General features: G+C 54.2%; 16 protein-coding genes. 10 read left to right on the forward strand and 6 right to left on the reverse strand.

Annotated elements, in window-relative coordinates; all coding sequences use genetic code 11:
- Positions 1–25: 25 nt before the first annotated feature.
- Positions 26–1,393 carry a hypothetical protein gene (locus PsW74_RS16795; RefSeq protein ID WP_063287915.1) on the forward strand — a complete coding sequence of 456 codons (1,368 nt, stop codon included), beginning with the start codon at positions 26–28 and terminating at the stop codon, positions 1,391–1,393.
- A gap of 1 nt (position 1,394) precedes the next feature.
- Here the strand turns inward: PsW74_RS16795 and PsW74_RS16800 are convergent, their stop codons facing one another.
- A complete protein-coding gene (locus PsW74_RS16800; RefSeq protein WP_208988021.1) occupies positions 1,395–2,252 on the reverse strand; it encodes a LysR family transcriptional regulator in 858 nt (285 codons plus the stop codon).
- Positions 2,253–2,380: 128 nt separating this feature from the next.
- Here PsW74_RS16800 and PsW74_RS16805 point away from each other — a divergent pair, with 128 nt between their 5' ends.
- The 3 genes from PsW74_RS16805 to PsW74_RS16815 all read left to right on the forward strand — a co-directional run bounded on the left by PsW74_RS16805 (position 2,381) and on the right by PsW74_RS16815 (position 9,186).
- Entirely contained in the window at positions 2,381–2,806 is a 426-nt protein-coding gene (locus tag PsW74_RS16805) for a DUF4437 domain-containing protein (protein WP_063287917.1), read from the forward strand.
- 336 nt (positions 2,807–3,142) lie between these two features.
- Complete coding sequence (locus PsW74_RS16810; RefSeq protein WP_063287918.1) at positions 3,143–6,595, forward strand: indolepyruvate ferredoxin oxidoreductase family protein; 3,453 nt, start codon at positions 3,143–3,145, stop codon at positions 6,593–6,595.
- Between the two features lie 560 nt (positions 6,596–7,155).
- A complete protein-coding gene (locus PsW74_RS16815; RefSeq protein ID WP_208988022.1) occupies positions 7,156–9,186 on the forward strand; it encodes a methyl-accepting chemotaxis protein in 2,031 nt (676 codons plus the stop codon).
- A 111-nt stretch (positions 9,187–9,297) separates the two neighbouring features.
- Here the strand turns inward: PsW74_RS16815 and PsW74_RS16820 are convergent, their stop codons facing one another.
- The gene (locus PsW74_RS16820; protein ID WP_063287920.1) at positions 9,298–9,624 is read right to left on the reverse strand and encodes a DUF1330 domain-containing protein; all 327 of its coding nucleotides are present in this window, start codon (positions 9,622–9,624) and stop codon (positions 9,298–9,300) included.
- Between the two features lie 70 nt (positions 9,625–9,694).
- A complete protein-coding gene (locus PsW74_RS16825) occupies positions 9,695–10,264 on the reverse strand; it encodes a TetR/AcrR family transcriptional regulator (protein ID WP_208988023.1) in 570 nt (189 codons plus the stop codon).
- Positions 10,265–10,406: 142 nt separating this feature from the next.
- On the opposite strand from PsW74_RS16825, the gene PsW74_RS16830 reads away from it, so the two are divergent.
- The gene (locus PsW74_RS16830) at positions 10,407–10,907 is read left to right on the forward strand and encodes a DUF417 family protein (protein WP_063287922.1); all 501 of its coding nucleotides are present in this window, start codon (positions 10,407–10,409) and stop codon (positions 10,905–10,907) included.
- 83 nt (positions 10,908–10,990) lie between these two features.
- Here the strand turns inward: PsW74_RS16830 and PsW74_RS16835 are convergent, their stop codons facing one another.
- Positions 10,991–11,611 carry a TetR/AcrR family transcriptional regulator gene (locus PsW74_RS16835; protein ID WP_063287923.1) on the reverse strand — a complete coding sequence of 207 codons (621 nt, stop codon included), beginning with the start codon at positions 11,609–11,611 and terminating at the stop codon, positions 10,991–10,993.
- Between the two features lie 414 nt (positions 11,612–12,025).
- Between PsW74_RS16835 and PsW74_RS16840 the strand changes: the two genes are divergently transcribed.
- From PsW74_RS16840 to PsW74_RS16860, 5 genes are all read left to right on the forward strand, one after another.
- A complete protein-coding gene (locus PsW74_RS16840; protein WP_063287924.1) occupies positions 12,026–12,856 on the forward strand; it encodes a universal stress protein in 831 nt (276 codons plus the stop codon).
- A gap of 235 nt (positions 12,857–13,091) precedes the next feature.
- On the forward strand, positions 13,092–13,688 hold the full coding sequence (locus PsW74_RS16845; protein ID WP_063287925.1) for a HupE/UreJ family protein: 597 nt from the start codon (positions 13,092–13,094) through the stop codon (positions 13,686–13,688).
- A gap of 146 nt (positions 13,689–13,834) precedes the next feature.
- Positions 13,835–14,743, forward strand: a complete 909-nt coding sequence (locus PsW74_RS16850; RefSeq protein WP_063287926.1) for an aminoglycoside phosphotransferase family protein — start codon at positions 13,835–13,837, stop codon at positions 14,741–14,743.
- A gap of 54 nt (positions 14,744–14,797) precedes the next feature.
- Complete coding sequence (locus PsW74_RS16855) at positions 14,798–15,133, forward strand: hypothetical protein (RefSeq protein ID WP_063287927.1); 336 nt, start codon at positions 14,798–14,800, stop codon at positions 15,131–15,133.
- Entirely contained in the window at positions 15,130–15,501 is a 372-nt protein-coding gene (locus PsW74_RS16860; protein ID WP_063287928.1) for a nitrile hydratase subunit alpha, read from the forward strand. Before PsW74_RS16855 ends, PsW74_RS16860 begins: the two co-directional genes overlap by 4 nt.
- A 19-nt stretch (positions 15,502–15,520) precedes the next feature.
- Here the strand turns inward: PsW74_RS16860 and PsW74_RS16865 are convergent, their stop codons facing one another.
- Both PsW74_RS16865 and PsW74_RS16870 read right to left on the reverse strand, forming a co-directional pair.
- Positions 15,521–16,264, reverse strand: a complete 744-nt coding sequence (locus PsW74_RS16865; protein WP_063287929.1) for a DUF4344 domain-containing metallopeptidase — start codon at positions 16,262–16,264, stop codon at positions 15,521–15,523.
- 106 nt (positions 16,265–16,370) lie between these two features.
- Complete coding sequence (locus PsW74_RS16870; RefSeq protein ID WP_063287930.1) at positions 16,371–16,733, reverse strand: VOC family protein; 363 nt, start codon at positions 16,731–16,733, stop codon at positions 16,371–16,373.
- Positions 16,734–16,919: the final 186 nt, after the last annotated feature.

The following is a 16,919-nucleotide window of genomic DNA, read 5'->3' on the forward strand; positions in this document are numbered from 1 at the left end:
TTCCTCTCCGGGCCTATGAGATCTTATGTTATCCGCCAAAAAGCCATTTACGCTTGTTATTTTTTTGTCTGTTTCAGCCTGTGCAAGTCATCAGGATAAGCATGGGTTATTTGATAGTCCTTCGCACAATGAAGTTGCTGCCAGCGATGTGATGCCGGAGCAATCAGCGAAGCGTCCGGCTTCGTTTAAAAAGCTCGAAGAGCCGCCGAAGTACTTTGCTGCGGCAGATGTTTTGTCTGTGCCGCTACGGAGCGAAAACTACACAATCAGCGAGGCGGCGCCGAGCAATGGGCGGTATCTGACCTTCGCAATCAAAACGGAAGATGGTGCCTACACCGTGCAGGGCAAGCAGTTTATGGAAGACCATGTCCATGAGCTGAACGCACTGGCAGCACTGCGCGAAAAAAACAAGGCAGTCGCCTTTGCCAGAAGCGCGGGAACAGCCGTCATCACGCCAATCAAGTCGGTCTACACAACGGTGACAGCCCCAGTCACCGCAGCCAAAAACGTGTATGGCAATGCCAAGGGCATGGTGAAGTCCGTGCGCAAAGGCGTGGGCAAAGCGGCGACCTTTGTGAAAACGCGCGGAAACATGCCACCGGAAACAGCGGAGCGTGAAGAAGACGGGTTCATCAGCGGCTTCTTTGGTCGTCCGGAGGCGATCCGCAAGCTAGCGTTTGAGATGAAGGTGGATCCGTACACCCACTTTACCCCGTTGCGCGATGAGTTGACGGAGCTGGCGAACTATCATGCCGCGGGACAGTTTGGCGTGGATCAGGGGCTGAGCTTTGTGCCCGGTGTGGGCAGCATCATTATCAGCAGCCTTAAGACGGCGGACAGTCTGACCAGAAAAACGCTGCTGAAGACACCCGACGAGATGGCCGATATCAACCGTGAGCGACTGGCGGAAGCTGGCATCTCCAAGGAAAGCACTGAGGGCGTTCTGCTGAACGCTCACTTTACGCCAACAGAAAAGACCATTTTCACGGGCCTTGTGATTGAGGCGAAAGACCTTGAGGGCATTGAAGTTCTCATGAAGCATGCGTCCGGTGCACAGTCCCGCCCGCAGGTGTTTTCTGCGCTGATGCTGGTGGAGATGCTGGGGCGTTTGCATGATGACAGCAAGATTGAGAAGGTGGAAGTGCATCACGATGTGGTGGTGGCTTACCAGGCTGACAGCACGGCGAACATCGTTTTGCCCTACGACTATCTGAGCTGGACCTCCTACAACGCAAAGACCGTCTGGAACGTGACCAGAAGCCTTGCGGCCAAGGATGTTAAGACCAGAAACGTGCGGTTTGTGCTGGCGGGTGATCTTTCTGAAAACAGCCGCAAAGCTCTGGAGACTCGCAGGTGGGGTGTGCGGAGAAATCTGATGGCAGACGTCCTTTGACCTAAGCCCCCAATGCCCCTCTCACAAATCCATCAAATGCGGTGATCTTGAGATTGCCGCGATTTGAGGGATGGTAGAGCAGCCACAGGTCGGTCTGGTAGATGGCAGGTTGCTCTCCGACATCACGCAGGCCATCAAGAAGCGTCGGTATGTCGGGCAAGATGCCGACGCCCAGACCACTGCGGATACCATCCGCCAGCAGGCTCATGCTATCATAGCGGATGAGGCTGGCCGGTGAGGGGACTTTGTCGCGAAACCAGTCATTCGCCGGGTGCGCTTGCAGGCTGTCACCAGGGATTAGCCATGTGAGCTCCTGAAAATCAAGCTCCCCCATCCCATCCAGATATTCTGGCGCACCAACAAGCTTATAATCGATGGTGCCCAGCCTGAGACCGATCATATCATCCGGCGGCTGGCTGGTGGGGCGCAGGGCCACATCATAGCGCCGCTCGCTCAGGTTCTCGAAGCTGTTGGTGACGTTGAATTCCAGCTGCAGGTTTGGGTGGGCGTTGCGAAACGCTGCAAGACGGGGGTGGATCACGCTTTGCAACAGCAGGTCGGTGGTTGTTACCCGCAGTGGACCAGTTAGCCCGACATCTTCACCACCCAGCAGGGCATCAGCGGCGGAAAGCCCTGCATGGATCTGCTCGGCCTGCTCACACAGCGCCAAACCCAGAGGCAGGGGCTTGAAACCAGCGCGAGAGCGGGTGAACAGCGGCTCGCCCACCTTGGCTTCTATGCGCTTGATCCCGCGAAAAACAGAGGAGGTGTCCTTGCCAAGCGCGAGGGCGGCGTTCTCCAGCGTTCGCTCGCGGGTCAGGTGCATAATCACCAGAAGATCGTCTGCGTTCAGTTTCATATGCATGTCCGCCCTTGTTCGCTGCAACTATGCATATTTCACAGGATCAGGGCAATCGCTAGTCTCAGCCTCACACCGAGAGCACATCTCTTTGCGCTCATGAAAACAGAGAGTTACAAGGATTAGCCATGTTTAAGACAGCCCTGAAAGCCATCAGCACCGCAGCCTTGATTGCCATGTCCACCGCCGCTTTTGCTGGTGGAGATGATGACCATATGACCCAGCTGAAAGACATTGAGTGGACCCAGTTTGGCAACACGCCGATCCACATTTCTGTGTTGTGGGGCGACCGTGATACCGGCCCTTATGGCATGTACCTGAAGATGCCAGGCGGCTTTCACGTGGGGGAGCATGGCCACTCCAACGACTACAACGCCATCACTGTGCAGGGACAGTGGGAACACACCCGCGCTGACAAAAAAGAAGTGCTGCCGGTGGGCTCGCACGTGACGCAGCCGGGGCAGGAGTTCCACGATGACGCCTGCGTCGGCCCAAAAGACTGCATCCTGCTGGTCGTCCAAAACGGCAAAGGCGACGTTCTGCTGCCGCAGTAAGGCGGACTATGCTGTAAATGCTTGAATTTTCGATCAGAAATGGGGCCTTTCGGGCTCCATTTTTGTGTGTTGTCCGGTGTGCTGAGCCTAGCCGAAACTGCCGTAGTGGATTGCTGAAGTCTCAAGGAAATCAGAGGCTTCAGGGCGTTCAGTTTGGGTATCTGTTGTATTCAAAGGGATTATTGTACATCCGCTGATATTTCATGCAGTATGGGTCTACGTAATAGCGAGTAGGCCGCACCTTATAATCAAATCTCCAAAAAATCTTGGGTCTTTTCATCGCAGATAATTTCCTGCCGCACCCCGGCAACGCCAGACATTTGTGAGAGTTACCTGATGGTTTCTGAAGAAAAAAGCAGTGTGCCGACCCCGTCCAAGAGCCACAACGCCCCGTCGCTGGATGACAAGTACACGCAGACCAGCGGTGTTGTCTTTCTCACAGGCAATCAGGCACTGGTGCGCCTTCCGTTGCAGCAGCGCATGCGTGATGAGCTGGCGGGGCTGAATACGGGCGCTTTTATCTCCGGTTACCGCGGCTCTCCGCTTGGGCGTTACGATATGGAGCTGTGGCGGGCGCAGTTGCATCTGGATAAGCACAGCATTGTATTCCAGCCGGGGGTGAATGAGGATCTGGCGGCAACGGCGATCTGGGGCTCACAGCACGTGGGCAACATGAAGATGCGCAACAAGGATGGGGTGGTCGGCTTCTGGTACGGCAAAACGCCGGGGGTGGACCGCTCTGGCGATGCGTTCCGCCATGCCAACTTTGCAGGCACCCACCCCAAGGGCGGTGTTGTGGCGCTGTGTGGGGATGACCACGCGGCCAAGTCCTCCACCGTGGCAGGCCAGTCGGACCATGCGTTGATTGCCTCTGGCATTCCGGTGCTTTACCCCGCCAACCCGCAGGACATTCTGGATTACGGCATTCTGGCCGTGGAGATGAGCCGTTACAGCGGATGCTGGGTGGGCGTAAAACTGGTGACGGATGTGGTGGAAAGCGCCTCCACCGTGGAGGTGGATCTGGACCGCATTGAGGTGGTAAAGCCGGACAGACAAGACCCGCAGGGCGGCGTCTGGATTCGTGAGATCGACCTGCCCGTGCAGCAGGAAAAGCGACTGCTGGAAGAGAAGATTCCACGCGCGCTGGCGTTTGCGCAAGCCAACAACATCAACCAGATCACCCACGATGCCCATGAACCGGAAGTCGGCATCATCGCCTCGGGCAAATCTTATTCTGACCTGCGCCAAGCCATGAATGAGCTGGGCCTTACGTCTCTTGAAACGGAAAAGCGCCGCATTCGCATCCTGAAGATCGGCATGGTGTGGCCGCTAGACCCAAAGATCATCGAGGCGTTCTCTAAGGGCCTCAAGAAAATCCTTGTGGTGGAAGAAAAGCGCCCTGTTGTTGAGGATCAGCTGAAAACCATCCTGTTTGATGCGGGCATTTCGCTGAAGGTGCAGGGCAAGGGTCTGTTGCCGAACTCTGGCGTGCTTGCCGCCAATCAGGTGGCCTCTGCCATTGCAGAGTTTTTGGAGGATGACGGGCTCAAGGCCAAAGTGCCGGTGCCGATCAAGCTGAAGCCGGGGCCGGTGCGTCGTCCCTCGTTCTGCTCCGGTTGCCCGCACAACACCTCCACCAAGGTACCGGATGGTAGCCGCGCATTGGCAGGTATTGGCTGCCACACCATTGCGTATTTCAATGACCCGGTGAAGACCAAGGCCCCTTCCCAAATGGGCGGCGAGGGCATGCACTGGGTGGGGCAGGCGCCGTTTACCGATGAGCCGCACGTGTTCGCCAATATGGGCGATGGCACTTATTTTCACTCCGGCTTTCTGGCCATGCGTCAGGCTGTGGCGGCTGATGCAACCATGACATACAAACTGCTGGTCAACGGCTTTGTTTCCATGACAGGCGGACAGCCCGTTGACGGCGAGCAATCCGTGCCCCAGCTCATCACCGCCGCGCTGAATGAGGGTGTGAAGAAGGTGGTTGTGGTGACCGAGGATGTGGAGCGGGTGCAGGCTCAATCCATTCCGGCAGGCGTTGAGGTGCACCACCGCCGGGAACTGGAAGCGGTGCAGCGAGATCTGCGTGAGATGCAGGGTGTGACAGTGCTGATTTACGATCAGGCTTGCGCCACAGAACGCCGCCGCCTGCGCAAGCGCGGCAAGTGGGAGGACCCGAAGGTCCGCACCTATATTCACCCGGATATCTGCGAGGGTTGTGGCGATTGCGGCGAGAAGTCGGGCTGTCTTTCCATTGAGCCGCTGGAAACGCCTCTGGGCCGCAAACGGCAGATCAACCAATCCAGCTGCAACAAGGATTTTTCCTGTGTTGAGGGCTTCTGCCCAAGCTTCGTGACCATTCATGGTGCAGAGCCGAAGAAGGCCACCACACCTGCGGAACGTCAGGTGGAAAGCGTGGGTGATGAGTTGCTGACAGAGCCGGAACTGCCCGCCATCAACGGCGCGACTGGGCTGCTGGTAACGGGCATCGGCGGCACAGGCGTTGTCACCATCGGCGCGATCCTCTCCATGGCCGCACATCTGGATGGCAGCCGCGTTTCCACGCTGGACCTAACGGGCCTTGCGCAAAAGTACGGGGCGGTGATGACGCATATGCGCATCGCCAAGTCCGCCGATGGCTTGCAAAGCGCCCGTCTGGCGGTTGGCGAAGCGGATGTGGTGATCGGCTGCGATCTGGTGGTGACAGCAGGTGACGAGACGCTGACAACACTGCGCAAGGGGTCCGCTCAGGTGGTGGTGAACACCGAAGAAGTGCCGACCATCGACTTTTCCAAGAACCCGGATTGGGACATCAACAGGCCCAACCTGCAGGCGCGACTGGAAGAGGCAGTAGGTGACCGATTGGATTACTTCGACACCACACAGGCTGCGAAAGACCTGTGCGGGGATGCGGTGATGGCAAACATGATGCTGTTTGGCGCTGCCTGGCAGCGCGGCCTTATTCCGGTGACGCTCGGTTCCATCCGTCAGGCCATTGAGCTGAACGGTGTTGCCCGCGACAAGAACTTCGAGGCCTTCAATTGGGGCCGTCTGATGGTGCTGGACCCGGAGCGGGTTGCCAAAGCACGGGCGCCGATTGCGACCGTGGTGAAGCTGGACCGGCCTCTGCCACTGGAAGAGCTGATCGAGGACCGGGTGAACCGCCTCAAGGATTATCAGGGCAGCAGCCTTGGCAGGTTTTACCGTCAAAAGCTGGTTGCGCTGAAAAAGGCTGGAGCAGGTGAACAGATACTTCGCACCGCCGCGACGCAATATTTCCGTCTACTGGCGCATAAGGACGAGTTTGAAGTTGCGCGCCTGTTCTCACAGCCATCCTTCAAGCAAAGCCTCGCGGAAACTTTCGAGGGCGATCTGGATGTACGCTTCCACATTGGGGGCGGTCCCTTTGCCAAAAAAGACCGCGTGACTGGTTTGCCGGTGAAGACCGAGTTCGGCCCGTGGATGATGAAGTTATTCACGGTCCTGTCTAGCCTCAAAGGTCTGCGCGGCTCGTTCCTTGATCCGTTCCGCAACAATGAGGAGCGCGTTCTGGCAAATGAAATGCGCTCATCATATGAGGCGGACATGAATCTGGTCTGCACTCGTTTGGCGGAGGCTGGTGAGAAAGCTGCGCATGATCTGCTGAGTTGGCCGGTGAAAGTGCGCGGGTATGGCCACGTACGAGCGGGCAATGCGGAAAAAGCGCTGAAGCTTCGCGAGCGACGCATATCTGCACTTAGTAACGCACAAAACAACGCAAAGCAGGAGAAGGTGCCTGCCTGAATGTAACCTTCTGAGATAATTGGTGGAATTGGGGTGAGGTCTGCGGGTTTCACCCCGTTTTGGTTTTGGAGCTTACATAGCAACGCAAACGGGCTCAGCGTTTTTTTGTAGAAAGTTGGCCCCCTCTGCAGGGTCGCACAAGATCATGCCGTTATTCCCTCAGTTCAAGACGTGCCGCGGAGACGTGGCAGCAACCTGCCGTTGATGAGATGCTCTGAGTGAAAGCTGTAGGTACTAGTACCGCTGTAGTTTTGAGTTTTTCAAAGTTTAAATTCAAAGCATGTATTGCGCACTTAGGATAATCCCTAATAGTGATAATAGTTTTATTTTAGTATTGTCCAATAAAATGGGTTCTCTATCAGGAATAATATCTGATCTAAGCTTATCTTTGTATGTATTATGATGATAAATTCAGTTAAATATTAACAAATCTATAATAATGGCTATTGTTGTATTTACGCAAGGAAAGTGGCAATCAACCACAGGTGGTTGAAACCAGCATCATATGAGTGAGAGATGGCGGAACCCGTACTGATTTCTACAGTATGGCGAAGCAGAAAATGAAACTAAGTCATCGCATTGTCAGCGCATCAGCAGCGGTTCTTCTCGTTGCCTCATCGCTCGTAATTTCGATCGGAACCTACCTCAGCATGCAAACGGCTGAGCAAGACAGCCGGGCCTTGTTCAACTCGGTTGCATCCGGACTGGCTGTCACAGCGCAGGATCTTTTAAAAGAGTCGCAGGTTATTTCCACAACACTTGCACGCACTTACGGCGCTGAGATCGACAGCGGAGATGCTTCGCGCACCAACATCGCGCTCATGACAGAAGCAGCTTTGCGCGGGACAACGGACATCCTCGGCATCGCCGTCTTCCTTCAGCCAGATGTTGCAGGCAAGGATGCTGATTACGTTGGTAAGAAGTATGCTTCTGATACCGGCCAGTTCGTTCCTTACTTCTATATGGAAAATGGCAGTGTCCAGTCCCTGACTGCAGACATTGGACGCGCTGATGTTCAACGGCGTATGCGCCGGGCGATGCAGCAGAAAAGCCAATTCGTGACTGAGCCTTACACCTTTGATGTTGAAGGCAAAAAAATCCTCTCCGCCTCGGTTCTGGACCCGATCCTGAACGCAAAAGGCGAGGCCGTTGGTGTTGTGGTGATCGATGTTGACTTCGACAAGCTGCAAGAAAAAATGGGTGCCGCCAACTTCTATGACACTGGCCGTCTGGCAGTGGTCAGCGAAGACGGGCTCTGGGTCAGCCACAGCGACCGCTCTATTTTAGGCGAGAAAGTCCGCCCGGTTATTGAGAGCATCATGAGCGGCGTTCGCGACAAAGCGAACGTGCAAGAAGTCGGTGACCGCCTGTTTATTTTCGAGAAGTTTCAACTGGGTACGACGGATCAGTACTGGTTTGCCGGTATGTCCGTTACCACTGAGGAGCTGACAGCTGGTGCCCGCAACACCCGCGATATGGCGTTGATTGCAGCAGTGGTTTCCGGCCTGATTGGTTGCATCATCTTATGGTTCATCGGCAATTCCATCGCCCGCCCAATCGTCAACCTGACACACCGCATGCAGTCTCTCGCTGATGGCAATGTTTCTGATGAGGTGCAGTATACTGGCCGCTCTGACGAAATCGGTCAGATGGCTAACGCTTTGAAAGTGTTCGTAACTGCGGTCTCTGAACGCCAGAGCTTGCAGTCTGAGGCCGAGAAAGAGCACTTGCGCGAGGCGGAGCGGCAGAAGCAATCAGCCAAGCTGATTGAGGCGTTCTCCGGCACTGCAGAAAACGCTTTGACGGTCATTCACAGCCGGTTTGACGAGTTGGAGCAGACCTCTAAAGAACTGGCGGATATTGCAGAGAACACAACCGTTCAAACCACAGCAACCTCAGCAGCTTCAGAAGAAGCTACGGCGAATGTGCAGACGGTGGCCTCTGCTTCTGAGGAGCTTTCAACCTCCATTGAAGAGATCGCGCAGCAGATCGCCCGAACCAACAAGGTGATCACCCAAACCAACGATGCAGTGCAGGCAACCAACACCAAGGTGTTGGATCTGGACGGCACGGCGCAGCGCATTGGCGAGGTGGTCAATCTCATTCAGGACATTGCCGAGCAAACCAACTTGCTGGCGCTCAACGCGACTATTGAGGCGGCCCGAGCGGGTGAGATGGGCAAGGGTTTTGCCGTTGTGGCAACCGAAGTGAAGGAGCTGGCGAGCCAGACCTCCAAGGCGACTGAAGAGATCTCCCAGCAGATTGCGGAGATTCAGGGTTCTTCCAAAGATGCTGTTGAAGCCATTCAGGAAATCACCTCCAGCATCCGGCAGGTTAACGAGTTTGCATCCAACATTGCAGCCTCTGTTGAGCAGCAGGGCGCGGCTACCGCCGAGATCACTGAAAACGTGCATCAGGCAGCAACGGGCACGCAGAATGTTTCTGAAAACATGGTGCTGGTGGCGCAAGCTGCAGAGAAAACCAATCAGTCCTCTGATCTGGTCTCCAAAACCGCATCGTCCGTGCGGCAAGAGGTTGTTGACCTGCGCGAACAGATCGACGACTTCCTGTACAAGGTACAGTCCGTATAGTGCTGTAGCATAACGATAAATCAGGCTGGTGAAGTGATAAGCTTTGCCAGCCTTTTCTATGCTTGGATGTAGCGGCTTGCATCTATCCGTTGCTTCATCTGCGATATGAGGTCATCTCGTGAAATAACCTGATTTTACAACGCTTTCTGTTTCTGAATGACCTGAAACGACTGTCGCAAATCCCTCGATAACTTGACTGCTGAACTTTCTAAGCTCGATCATCTCTTCTGAATTGTAGAAGGTCACAGCAGCCTCAAAACTCTCGAATCTGTACATCACCATATTCGTGTAGGATGTTGACCCCGCAAGGGTTTTCATTGGGCTTGCGACGATCAACTCGCCGCCATATTTTTCGATAATGGGAAGGGATCTGGGGCCGAGTTCCTCAATGCGTGACCTGTCGATAATATTGTAGTGGTGAAGAACATAACCAGCCATTTAAAGTGTCCTGAATTTATAAACTAAGGCGACGCCTACATCACTGCGCCTGCTAAGCAAACCCGGTCTGCTAAATGGTACTGACCAGAACGGTGACTGTCTCTTCCAGCTCTGTCAGAGGCGTTCCGCCGCGCACCATGACGCGCAGGCCGAAGTAACCTGCAGCCAACAGATTGGCCTTCTGCTTTCGCAAGGCATCATCACTCTTGTAGGGCTCGGAGACGGCGAGGGCGGTGTTGAACAGGTCTTGCGTGCTCTGGATACCTTCCTGCGCGTTGAGCTGGATCTGCTGATCATCATGGGCGTGCTCAATGGCGGAGTTGCACAGGAAGCAACCGCTGCGGTCGCCGTTGCGCACGGGCTCCAGCACAGCCTCAAACAAATCTACAAACCGTTGTTTTGCGTTGGGTGCCCGGCAGATGACCTGTGCCAGATGGGTGATATCTCGCTCGTGGTAGAGCTTCAGCGCCCGCGCGTACATGGCGTCTTTATTACCAAACTCCCGGTAGAGCGACTGCTTCTTCAGCTCGGTTATCCTCTCCAGGTCCTGCATGGAGGTGCCATGATAGCCTTTTTCCCAAAAAGCTCTCTGTATTCTGTCCAACGCAGTTTTGGGGTCAAATTCCCGAGGTCTCGCCATCACATTAATTCCCGCTCACAACAATGTTACCGATCGGTCCGTAATTCATTATGGACACATCGGTCCGTAATACATATACCTAAGTGCACAGGCTGGCAAGACCCGCCGCGACACACTACCAAATTCAACACAGGAGGTTGAAATGACTGATCTTACTCACGCGCCTGCCACTCAATCAGATGACAACGCTGCCCTGGGTGCTTTGTTCTCCGATATCGCGAAAAACGGAATCTTCGCCGCCCTTATTCTCGTGTTCCTTTGGTTTGGTGGCATGAAGTTTACGGCTTATGAGGCCGGAGCAATTCGTGGACTGGTCGAGAATTCTCCCTTTCTTGGATGGCTTTACTCATTCCTGTCCGAAGGAGCTGTGTCCAAACTCATCGGACTTACAGAGCTGACCATTGCCGCCTTACTCACCACCCGTTTCTTCGCGCCTAAGTTCGCGGTCTTCGGTGCGCTTGGTGCTATTGGCACGTTTCTGTTGACCTTCAGCTTCTTCTTTTCCACGCCGGGCGTGTTCATTCCGGACACTGGCGTGCTGGCGATCTCCGTAATTCCGGGGCAGTTCCTTTTGAAAGATATTGTCCTGCTGTTCGCATCCGTGTTCGCCCTGGGCAATGCCCTAAGTGCAACTGCAAAATAAAGAACTCCTCACTGTGCACTGAAATGGGGGCGTCTATGACGCCTCCATTGGGCTACCCGCAAAACGCTGGTAAGTACCGGCTTTTACCGCCCGCCCGTCTTCATTCTACTCCCCAAAGCTTCCAGTGAAACCTCGATAAGTTTGAAGATCTTCTCCTCGGGCATGCCGAACTTTACCATCTCGTAGAGCCCTTCAAAAATGAGCATAAAGTACCCGGATAGCAGCTCGATCTCGCCCGGATCTTTGAGTTCATTCTGGCATTGAACGAGCTTGTCGCGGATCTGATCTTCCCAATTGAACTGCAGCCCCTGAAACTGCTCCCAGAGCTCTTTATCCACGTAGCCAAGATCGATAAGCGTCAGCCAGAAGAGGCCTTTCTCCGCTTTGATCTCATCGCAGCACAGCTCGGTAAACTCCATAAAGGCTGCTTGCATGGCGGAGTAGATATCGGAATGCAGAGCCATAACCGATTGCATTTGCTGGCTATATTTGAGGTAGTACCAACTGAGCGCCGCGACGACCAGGCCCTGCTTCGTTGTAAACCTGCCTTCCAGAGCGGCAAGAGAAACGCCCACCGCCTCCGACACGTCTTTCATCGTGGCAGCTTTAATCCCCTTTTCCAAAAACACACGAATGCTCGTATCAAAAAGACTTTCGAGTTCGGGAATTGGAATGTCCGGTTCAACTGGTTCGTCCGAGCTCATTTTGAAACTATAGATTATTCAAAAATGCCCTCAACACAGATGCTTGGCTTTAGAAAAAGAAACGCGAATCCAATGAGCTGGATACATTTCAATTTATGCCGATTCCGTTGAACTTCGCCAGACAGACTGCACAATGAGGCAGTTTTTTGCTGTTTTCCTTTAAATATTCAAAATGTAAAACTCTGTCTGTTGTTCTGTTCGCCTATGTCTATCATAGGTTGACTTAAGGTTATTACGCGTACGTAGGGTTATAATATTTCGTAGGCGGCTAAGTATAGCACCCAATTTACTTGCGGCTGTTTGGGGCCAACTATCACTCTATGAGGCGGGAAGGGTATTCTTGGCAACTCGACCTACAGGTGGGTGCTTTTCGCATTCTGCGCTTCATGAATTGAGTCAATTGGAGGTTCAGATATGTCTATCAAAACAGTCGTCACCCTTACCGACACGTCCGGTGATCAGGTAGCATCCCGCGTTGCCGTGGAACTCTCCAAGCTGACAGATGCCTATCTGATTGGCGTCGTGCCCAACTACGAGACCTCCTATTACCTGTGCACCGCCGGGCCAATGCCGCCAGACTATGAACTGCGCTTGCAGGAGCAGTCCGCCGCGACACTCAATAAGTCATTGGAAGGCTTCGCAAAACACTTTGACGGTGCAGGCATAGATGGTGAAACGCGCGTCACAGACATCACCCTTGGCGGCACGTTTGACGAGCTGATGCATCTGGGGCGTTTGAGTGATGTTACCGTGATACGACAGGATGATCCTGCCAAGCCGGAACCGATGCGAGCTGCCATGATTGAGGCGATGGTGTTTGACACCGGTGTCGCGACGCTCATTGTGCCGCACGCCTATGAAAAAGCGTTTGCGCCCAAAAACATAGCTGTGGCATGGGATGGCTCGGGCCCAGCCTCCAACGCAGCGCATGCTTCTATGTCCATGTTGCAAAATGCAGACACTGTCTCTGTTGTGATGATCACGCCGCATGACGAGCCAAAGCATTCAGAAATAACGGATATTCGTAGTTACTTCGAGCGCCATGGCGTCAATATCCATCTGGAAGTGATGAGCAACGTCTCCGGCTCCGTTTCAGCAGCTCTGCTAAGCACGGTGGAACGTCTCAACGCAGACATGCTGGTGATGGGCGGATACGGCCACAGCCGGTTGGCGCAATACCTGTTTGGTGGGGCAACGCGCCGCGTGCTGCATGATATGAAGATCCCGGTTCTGATGACCCATTAAGACACCCAGCAAGGGGGCCTCACAGGCTCCCTTTTTTACTGCTGCATTCTCAGTGAGTAGTTCCAATGATGTTTTCTACAAGCAATCCGGTGTGATTTTCCCAAAAGAACGTGGTTTGATTGCTTGATCACCGAAAACAAGTCAGTTTGGCGTCACCTTGTGCGGTCACCCTGCACCATACCTGACGACATAGACTGCGCGTGGCGTCGCGCGCTCAATATTGGAAATTACACTGATGAAATTGAGAGAAACTGCCGGTTTAACGGGTCTTCTGGCAGTATTGATATTGATTGCTCTGCCCGCTCAGGCTGCCGCATTTTCCACGGCACAGGCCAAAGCGGACTTCCTTCACGGCCTCTGGCACCCACTTGGCGGGCTGGACCACATCCTCACCATGGTCGGTGTTGGTGTTTGGGCGGCGCTGGTTCTGCTTAAGAAGCGCCTTGTCTGGCCCTTGGTGTTCACGCTGGTCATGTTCATGGCGTTCTGGGCTCGTTACATGGGCGTTGTTGTGCCGTATGTGGAGACGGGTATTCTGGCGTCTGTTATCGTGATCGGCCTGCTGGTGGCGTTCGCTCTGAAACTGCCTGTGGTGGTGGGTGCGCTGATTGTTGGCGTGTTTGCTGTGTTCCACGGTGCGGCGCATGCCACTGAGGCGAACGCGAGCAGCCTGTTGATCTATGCGCTCGGCTTTTCCACTTCCTCTTTTGCGCTTGGCTTATCCGGCATCGGGCTTGGCTCGTTGACCGAATGGAACAGCGGACGCATGTTCCTGCGCGCGCTTGGTGCGGTTACAGCGCTGTTTGGCCTCTATCTGATGTTCGTTGCCTAGTGTCGCTTTAGGGCGACAGTTTTCAAGGGATTGCCCCGGTTTTGTGGCTTTCCCTTCGCAAACACACTCAGTTCTGCTTTCTTGAAGGTGCGGTTCCGACCGCGCCTTTTTTAATGCTGATTTTTTATGTGTGATTGCGAGTTTCAATGAGTGATGGCCGGTTGACGATAGCGCCCGAGGTGGTGCGCAAGATGCTTGATGAGCAGTTCCCCGCGTGGCCCGCCCTGCCTCTCAGGCGTGTTGAGAAGGATGGCTGGGACAACAACACGTTCCGCCTGGGCGATGAGCTGAAGGTGCGTTTGCCGTCTGCTGCGGGCTATGTTCCGCAGGTCGAGAAGGAGTTTAACTGGCTGCCAAAACTGGCAAAATACCTGCCCGTGGCGGTTCCTGCACCTGCTGCCCTTGGTAAACCAAATGCAGATTACCCATATCCGTGGTCGGTCTATCGCTGGATCGCGGGAGAGACAGCCTCCGCAGAATCTATCCGTGATATGAACGAGTTTGCGAGAGATCTCGCGGCCTTCCTGCATGCGCTCTGGGCTGTCGATACCACAGGAGCGCCGGAAGCCGGAGAGCACAACTGCTACCGTGGCGGTGATCTCAGCGTCTATGATGAGGAGACCCGTTTTTGCCTCTCTGGTGTAACTGACCTGATTGATGCCGACGCAGCGCTGATGATCTGGGAGCAGGCGCTTCGGTCCAAATGGGAGAAGCCTGCAGTTTGGGTGCAGGGAGACCTCTCAAACGGGAATATCCTCACACGAGATGGCCGCCTCAGTGCCGTCATTGATTTCGGCTTATGCACGGTTGGCGATCCCGCCTGCGACTTAGTTATCACCTGGAAGTTCTTTTCCGGCGTCAATCGCGAGATTTTCAAAACCGCGGTCAACATCGACCAAAATACCTGGGATCGCGCCATAGGCTGGGCTCTCTGGAAGGCAGTTCGCACGCTCTACTACGCCAGAAAAGACAATATCGCTGAGGAACAAAGAGAAGCAAAAGCAGTGATTGAAACCATCCTCTCAGATGCAAAACTTGTTACCACGAAGACTTAAGGTCCTGCCTTTAGGCTCTTTCTGATCTTGTGCAGTCAAACAGGAAGAGCAGCAATGGAAAGAGACTTTGAGTTGTTGTTGACCCAGCGCATGTGGGAGGATCCGGCATTCGCGAAACTGGCGCAGCGCGATGCAGCTGCTGCGCTTAAAGAGCTGGGAGTGAAGGTTGATCCCAGCGTTAAAGTCCGGATCATCCAGCAGCGCAAAGACACGCTTTATCTGACTATTCCACCTGCCAAACAAGAGGGTGCACTTGATACAACATTGGATCTCAACCAGATGGATTTGTGGTCCAGCGGGGAGATGTTTGTCTGGGTTGCCTCGGTTTATAACAAGGTCAAGCTGCTCGGCATTCGCTCCAGCATCGCGAAGGGAGAGGGGAAAGCATGACGGGCCACAGCAACAACGACTTTGCGGAGCAAGATTACCGGCGGATGATCAACGATCCTGACTATCGGCAGCGCTTGATAGATGATCCGAAAGGAACGCTCTGCGAAACAACAGGTTATGCGTTTGACGAGAGCGTGCGCGTTGAGGTGATAGAGCAAGAACCCGACACGATTTGCATGATGATCCCCATCAAGCCGGTGGGTTCTGCTGAAGAGGTTGAGCAAGCGCTGCGCAAATCAACCGAGCACACGTATGACTTGCTATTTTCCTCGGGGATTGGCGGGTATTTCATCCCGAGTGATGCGTTGAAGTGGACACTTCGGGATATGCGCCGTAGCTGGATCAGCAAACTGGGGCTCAAGTTATGATCCCCAGCGTACGAGCGTGTCAGTTCTGCAAGTTGGACTGATAGAGTGATCTCAGGTGCGGAATGAACTCGGTGCAGAACGAGATGGAAACCTCCTCAGGATCGTAAAACGCATTCGGCTCGCCACAGCTTTCCACCTTCACGATCACCTCGTTAGGCAGAGACATGTCGTCTTTCAGGCTTTTGATCTCTTCAGAAAGTACCTGATTGATGACCTCGGCGTCCGCGCCAGTCCCGGCATGAAAAGTCATTGCGACACCGGAGTCTGGCGTCATCTCATCAAACACAGCGCCCCAACTGCTGGCCGCTTGCTCGTATTCTACAGGGCACATCTCCGCCCGGTCTTCCGGTAGGTCCAAATCTTCGGCCAGCCCTGCACGGTTATCCGGGTCTGCACCATAAAACAGGCAGACGTGGTTGTAGTAGCGTTGCTGATCTGGCCCATGCAGATCCCACCACGCCACCTCTTCCTCCCCATCGGGATCGTTGATGTAGCCAAACGCGCTGTTGACTGCGAGCTCCTGCGCGGCCTCTTCCTCATAAAGCCAGTCAATCATCAGCACGGAGAGCACATCTGCGGCGTCTTCCTCCTGCCCGAAGATTGGTACCTGCATCTGGTCAATCACCGCATGGCCAACCTCGTGGTAAAAGATCGACAGGATGTTGGCCTCCACAAAGGCGTTCTCTGCTTCATCAGCCTGTGCACCAAGAGGAGACAGCAGCGAAACTGCGCAAGTCGCGGTGAGAAGAAGAGAACGTAGCATTGGCGGCCTTCCGTATGAGCACTTGAAATCTCTGAATAATCATTCCAATGCCATGTTTACGCAGGTTCGCCAAATCCTTTGTGCTTTGTGATACATCTGAAGGCTGTTAGCAGTGGAAGTTGAGCTTGTTGCCATCCAGATCGCGGCAGTAAGCCCCATAAAATGCTTCACCGCGCGGACCGGGAGGGCCTTCATCTTTGCCACCCAGTTGCAGGGCGAGTGTATGCAGGGTCTCGACGGTTTCGCGATCCTCCACCCGCAAAGCCACCATGGTGCCGTTGCCAACGGATGCGTCTTCGCCATCATAAGGTGTGTTGAGGACGATGAGTGGTTTGCCCTCGCCAAAGCTCCAGGCATAGAGCCGGTTGTTTTCAAAGACCCGTGTTGCACCCATCTTCCCAAAAATGGCGTCGTAAAATGCACAGGCACGGTCTAAGTCGTTGGTACCTAGAGTGATATAGCCGATCATATGGTGTTCTGGTCCTAATAGATTGCAGTAAATGACAGAGTGTTCAAAATCAGCAGAGGTGAAAGTTTCATTCCCCTGAGTAAACTACAGGGCAGGCCCCAAGTAAATGCAGAAGCGGTACAACCTGCCGCGCTTCGTCGCCCTAGGTGAAATACCTATTGCAATTCGGCAGGATCGCTGTTTGTT

This window comes from Pseudovibrio sp. W74, assembly GCF_001623085.1.
Classification (GTDB): domain Bacteria; phylum Pseudomonadota; class Alphaproteobacteria; order Rhizobiales; family Stappiaceae; genus Pseudovibrio.

Coding starts and splice junctions, on each gene's coding strand:
- PsW74_RS16845 (WP_063287925.1), top strand. CDS start 13,092: ATGAAATTGAGAGAAACTGCCGGTTTAACGGGTCTTCTGGCAGTATTG.
- PsW74_RS16810 (WP_063287918.1), top strand. CDS start 3,143: ATGGTTTCTGAAGAAAAAAGCAGTGTGCCGACCCCGTCCAAGAGCCAC.
- PsW74_RS16860 (WP_063287928.1), top strand. CDS start 15,130: ATGACGGGCCACAGCAACAACGACTTTGCGGAGCAAGATTACCGGCGG.
- PsW74_RS16855 (WP_063287927.1), top strand. CDS start 14,798: ATGGAAAGAGACTTTGAGTTGTTGTTGACCCAGCGCATGTGGGAGGAT.
- PsW74_RS16805 (WP_063287917.1), top strand. CDS start 2,381: ATGTTTAAGACAGCCCTGAAAGCCATCAGCACCGCAGCCTTGATTGCC.
- PsW74_RS16840 (WP_063287924.1), top strand. CDS start 12,026: ATGTCTATCAAAACAGTCGTCACCCTTACCGACACGTCCGGTGATCAG.
- PsW74_RS16870 (WP_063287930.1), bottom strand. CDS start 16,733: ATGATCGGCTATATCACTCTAGGTACCAACGACTTAGACCGTGCCTGT.
- PsW74_RS16830 (WP_063287922.1), top strand. CDS start 10,407: ATGACTGATCTTACTCACGCGCCTGCCACTCAATCAGATGACAACGCT.
- PsW74_RS16835 (WP_063287923.1), bottom strand. CDS start 11,611: ATGAGCTCGGACGAACCAGTTGAACCGGACATTCCAATTCCCGAACTC.
- PsW74_RS16825 (WP_208988023.1), bottom strand. CDS start 10,264: ATGGCGAGACCTCGGGAATTTGACCCCAAAACTGCGTTGGACAGAATA.
- PsW74_RS16795 (WP_063287915.1), top strand. CDS start 26: ATGTTATCCGCCAAAAAGCCATTTACGCTTGTTATTTTTTTGTCTGTT.
- PsW74_RS16865 (WP_063287929.1), bottom strand. CDS start 16,264: ATGCTACGTTCTCTTCTTCTCACCGCGACTTGCGCAGTTTCGCTGCTG.
- PsW74_RS16850 (WP_063287926.1), top strand. CDS start 13,835: ATGAGTGATGGCCGGTTGACGATAGCGCCCGAGGTGGTGCGCAAGATG.
- PsW74_RS16800 (WP_208988021.1), bottom strand. CDS start 2,252: ATGAAACTGAACGCAGACGATCTTCTGGTGATTATGCACCTGACCCGC.
- PsW74_RS16815 (WP_208988022.1), top strand. CDS start 7,156: ATGAAACTAAGTCATCGCATTGTCAGCGCATCAGCAGCGGTTCTTCTC.
- PsW74_RS16820 (WP_063287920.1), bottom strand. CDS start 9,624: ATGGCTGGTTATGTTCTTCACCACTACAATATTATCGACAGGTCACGC.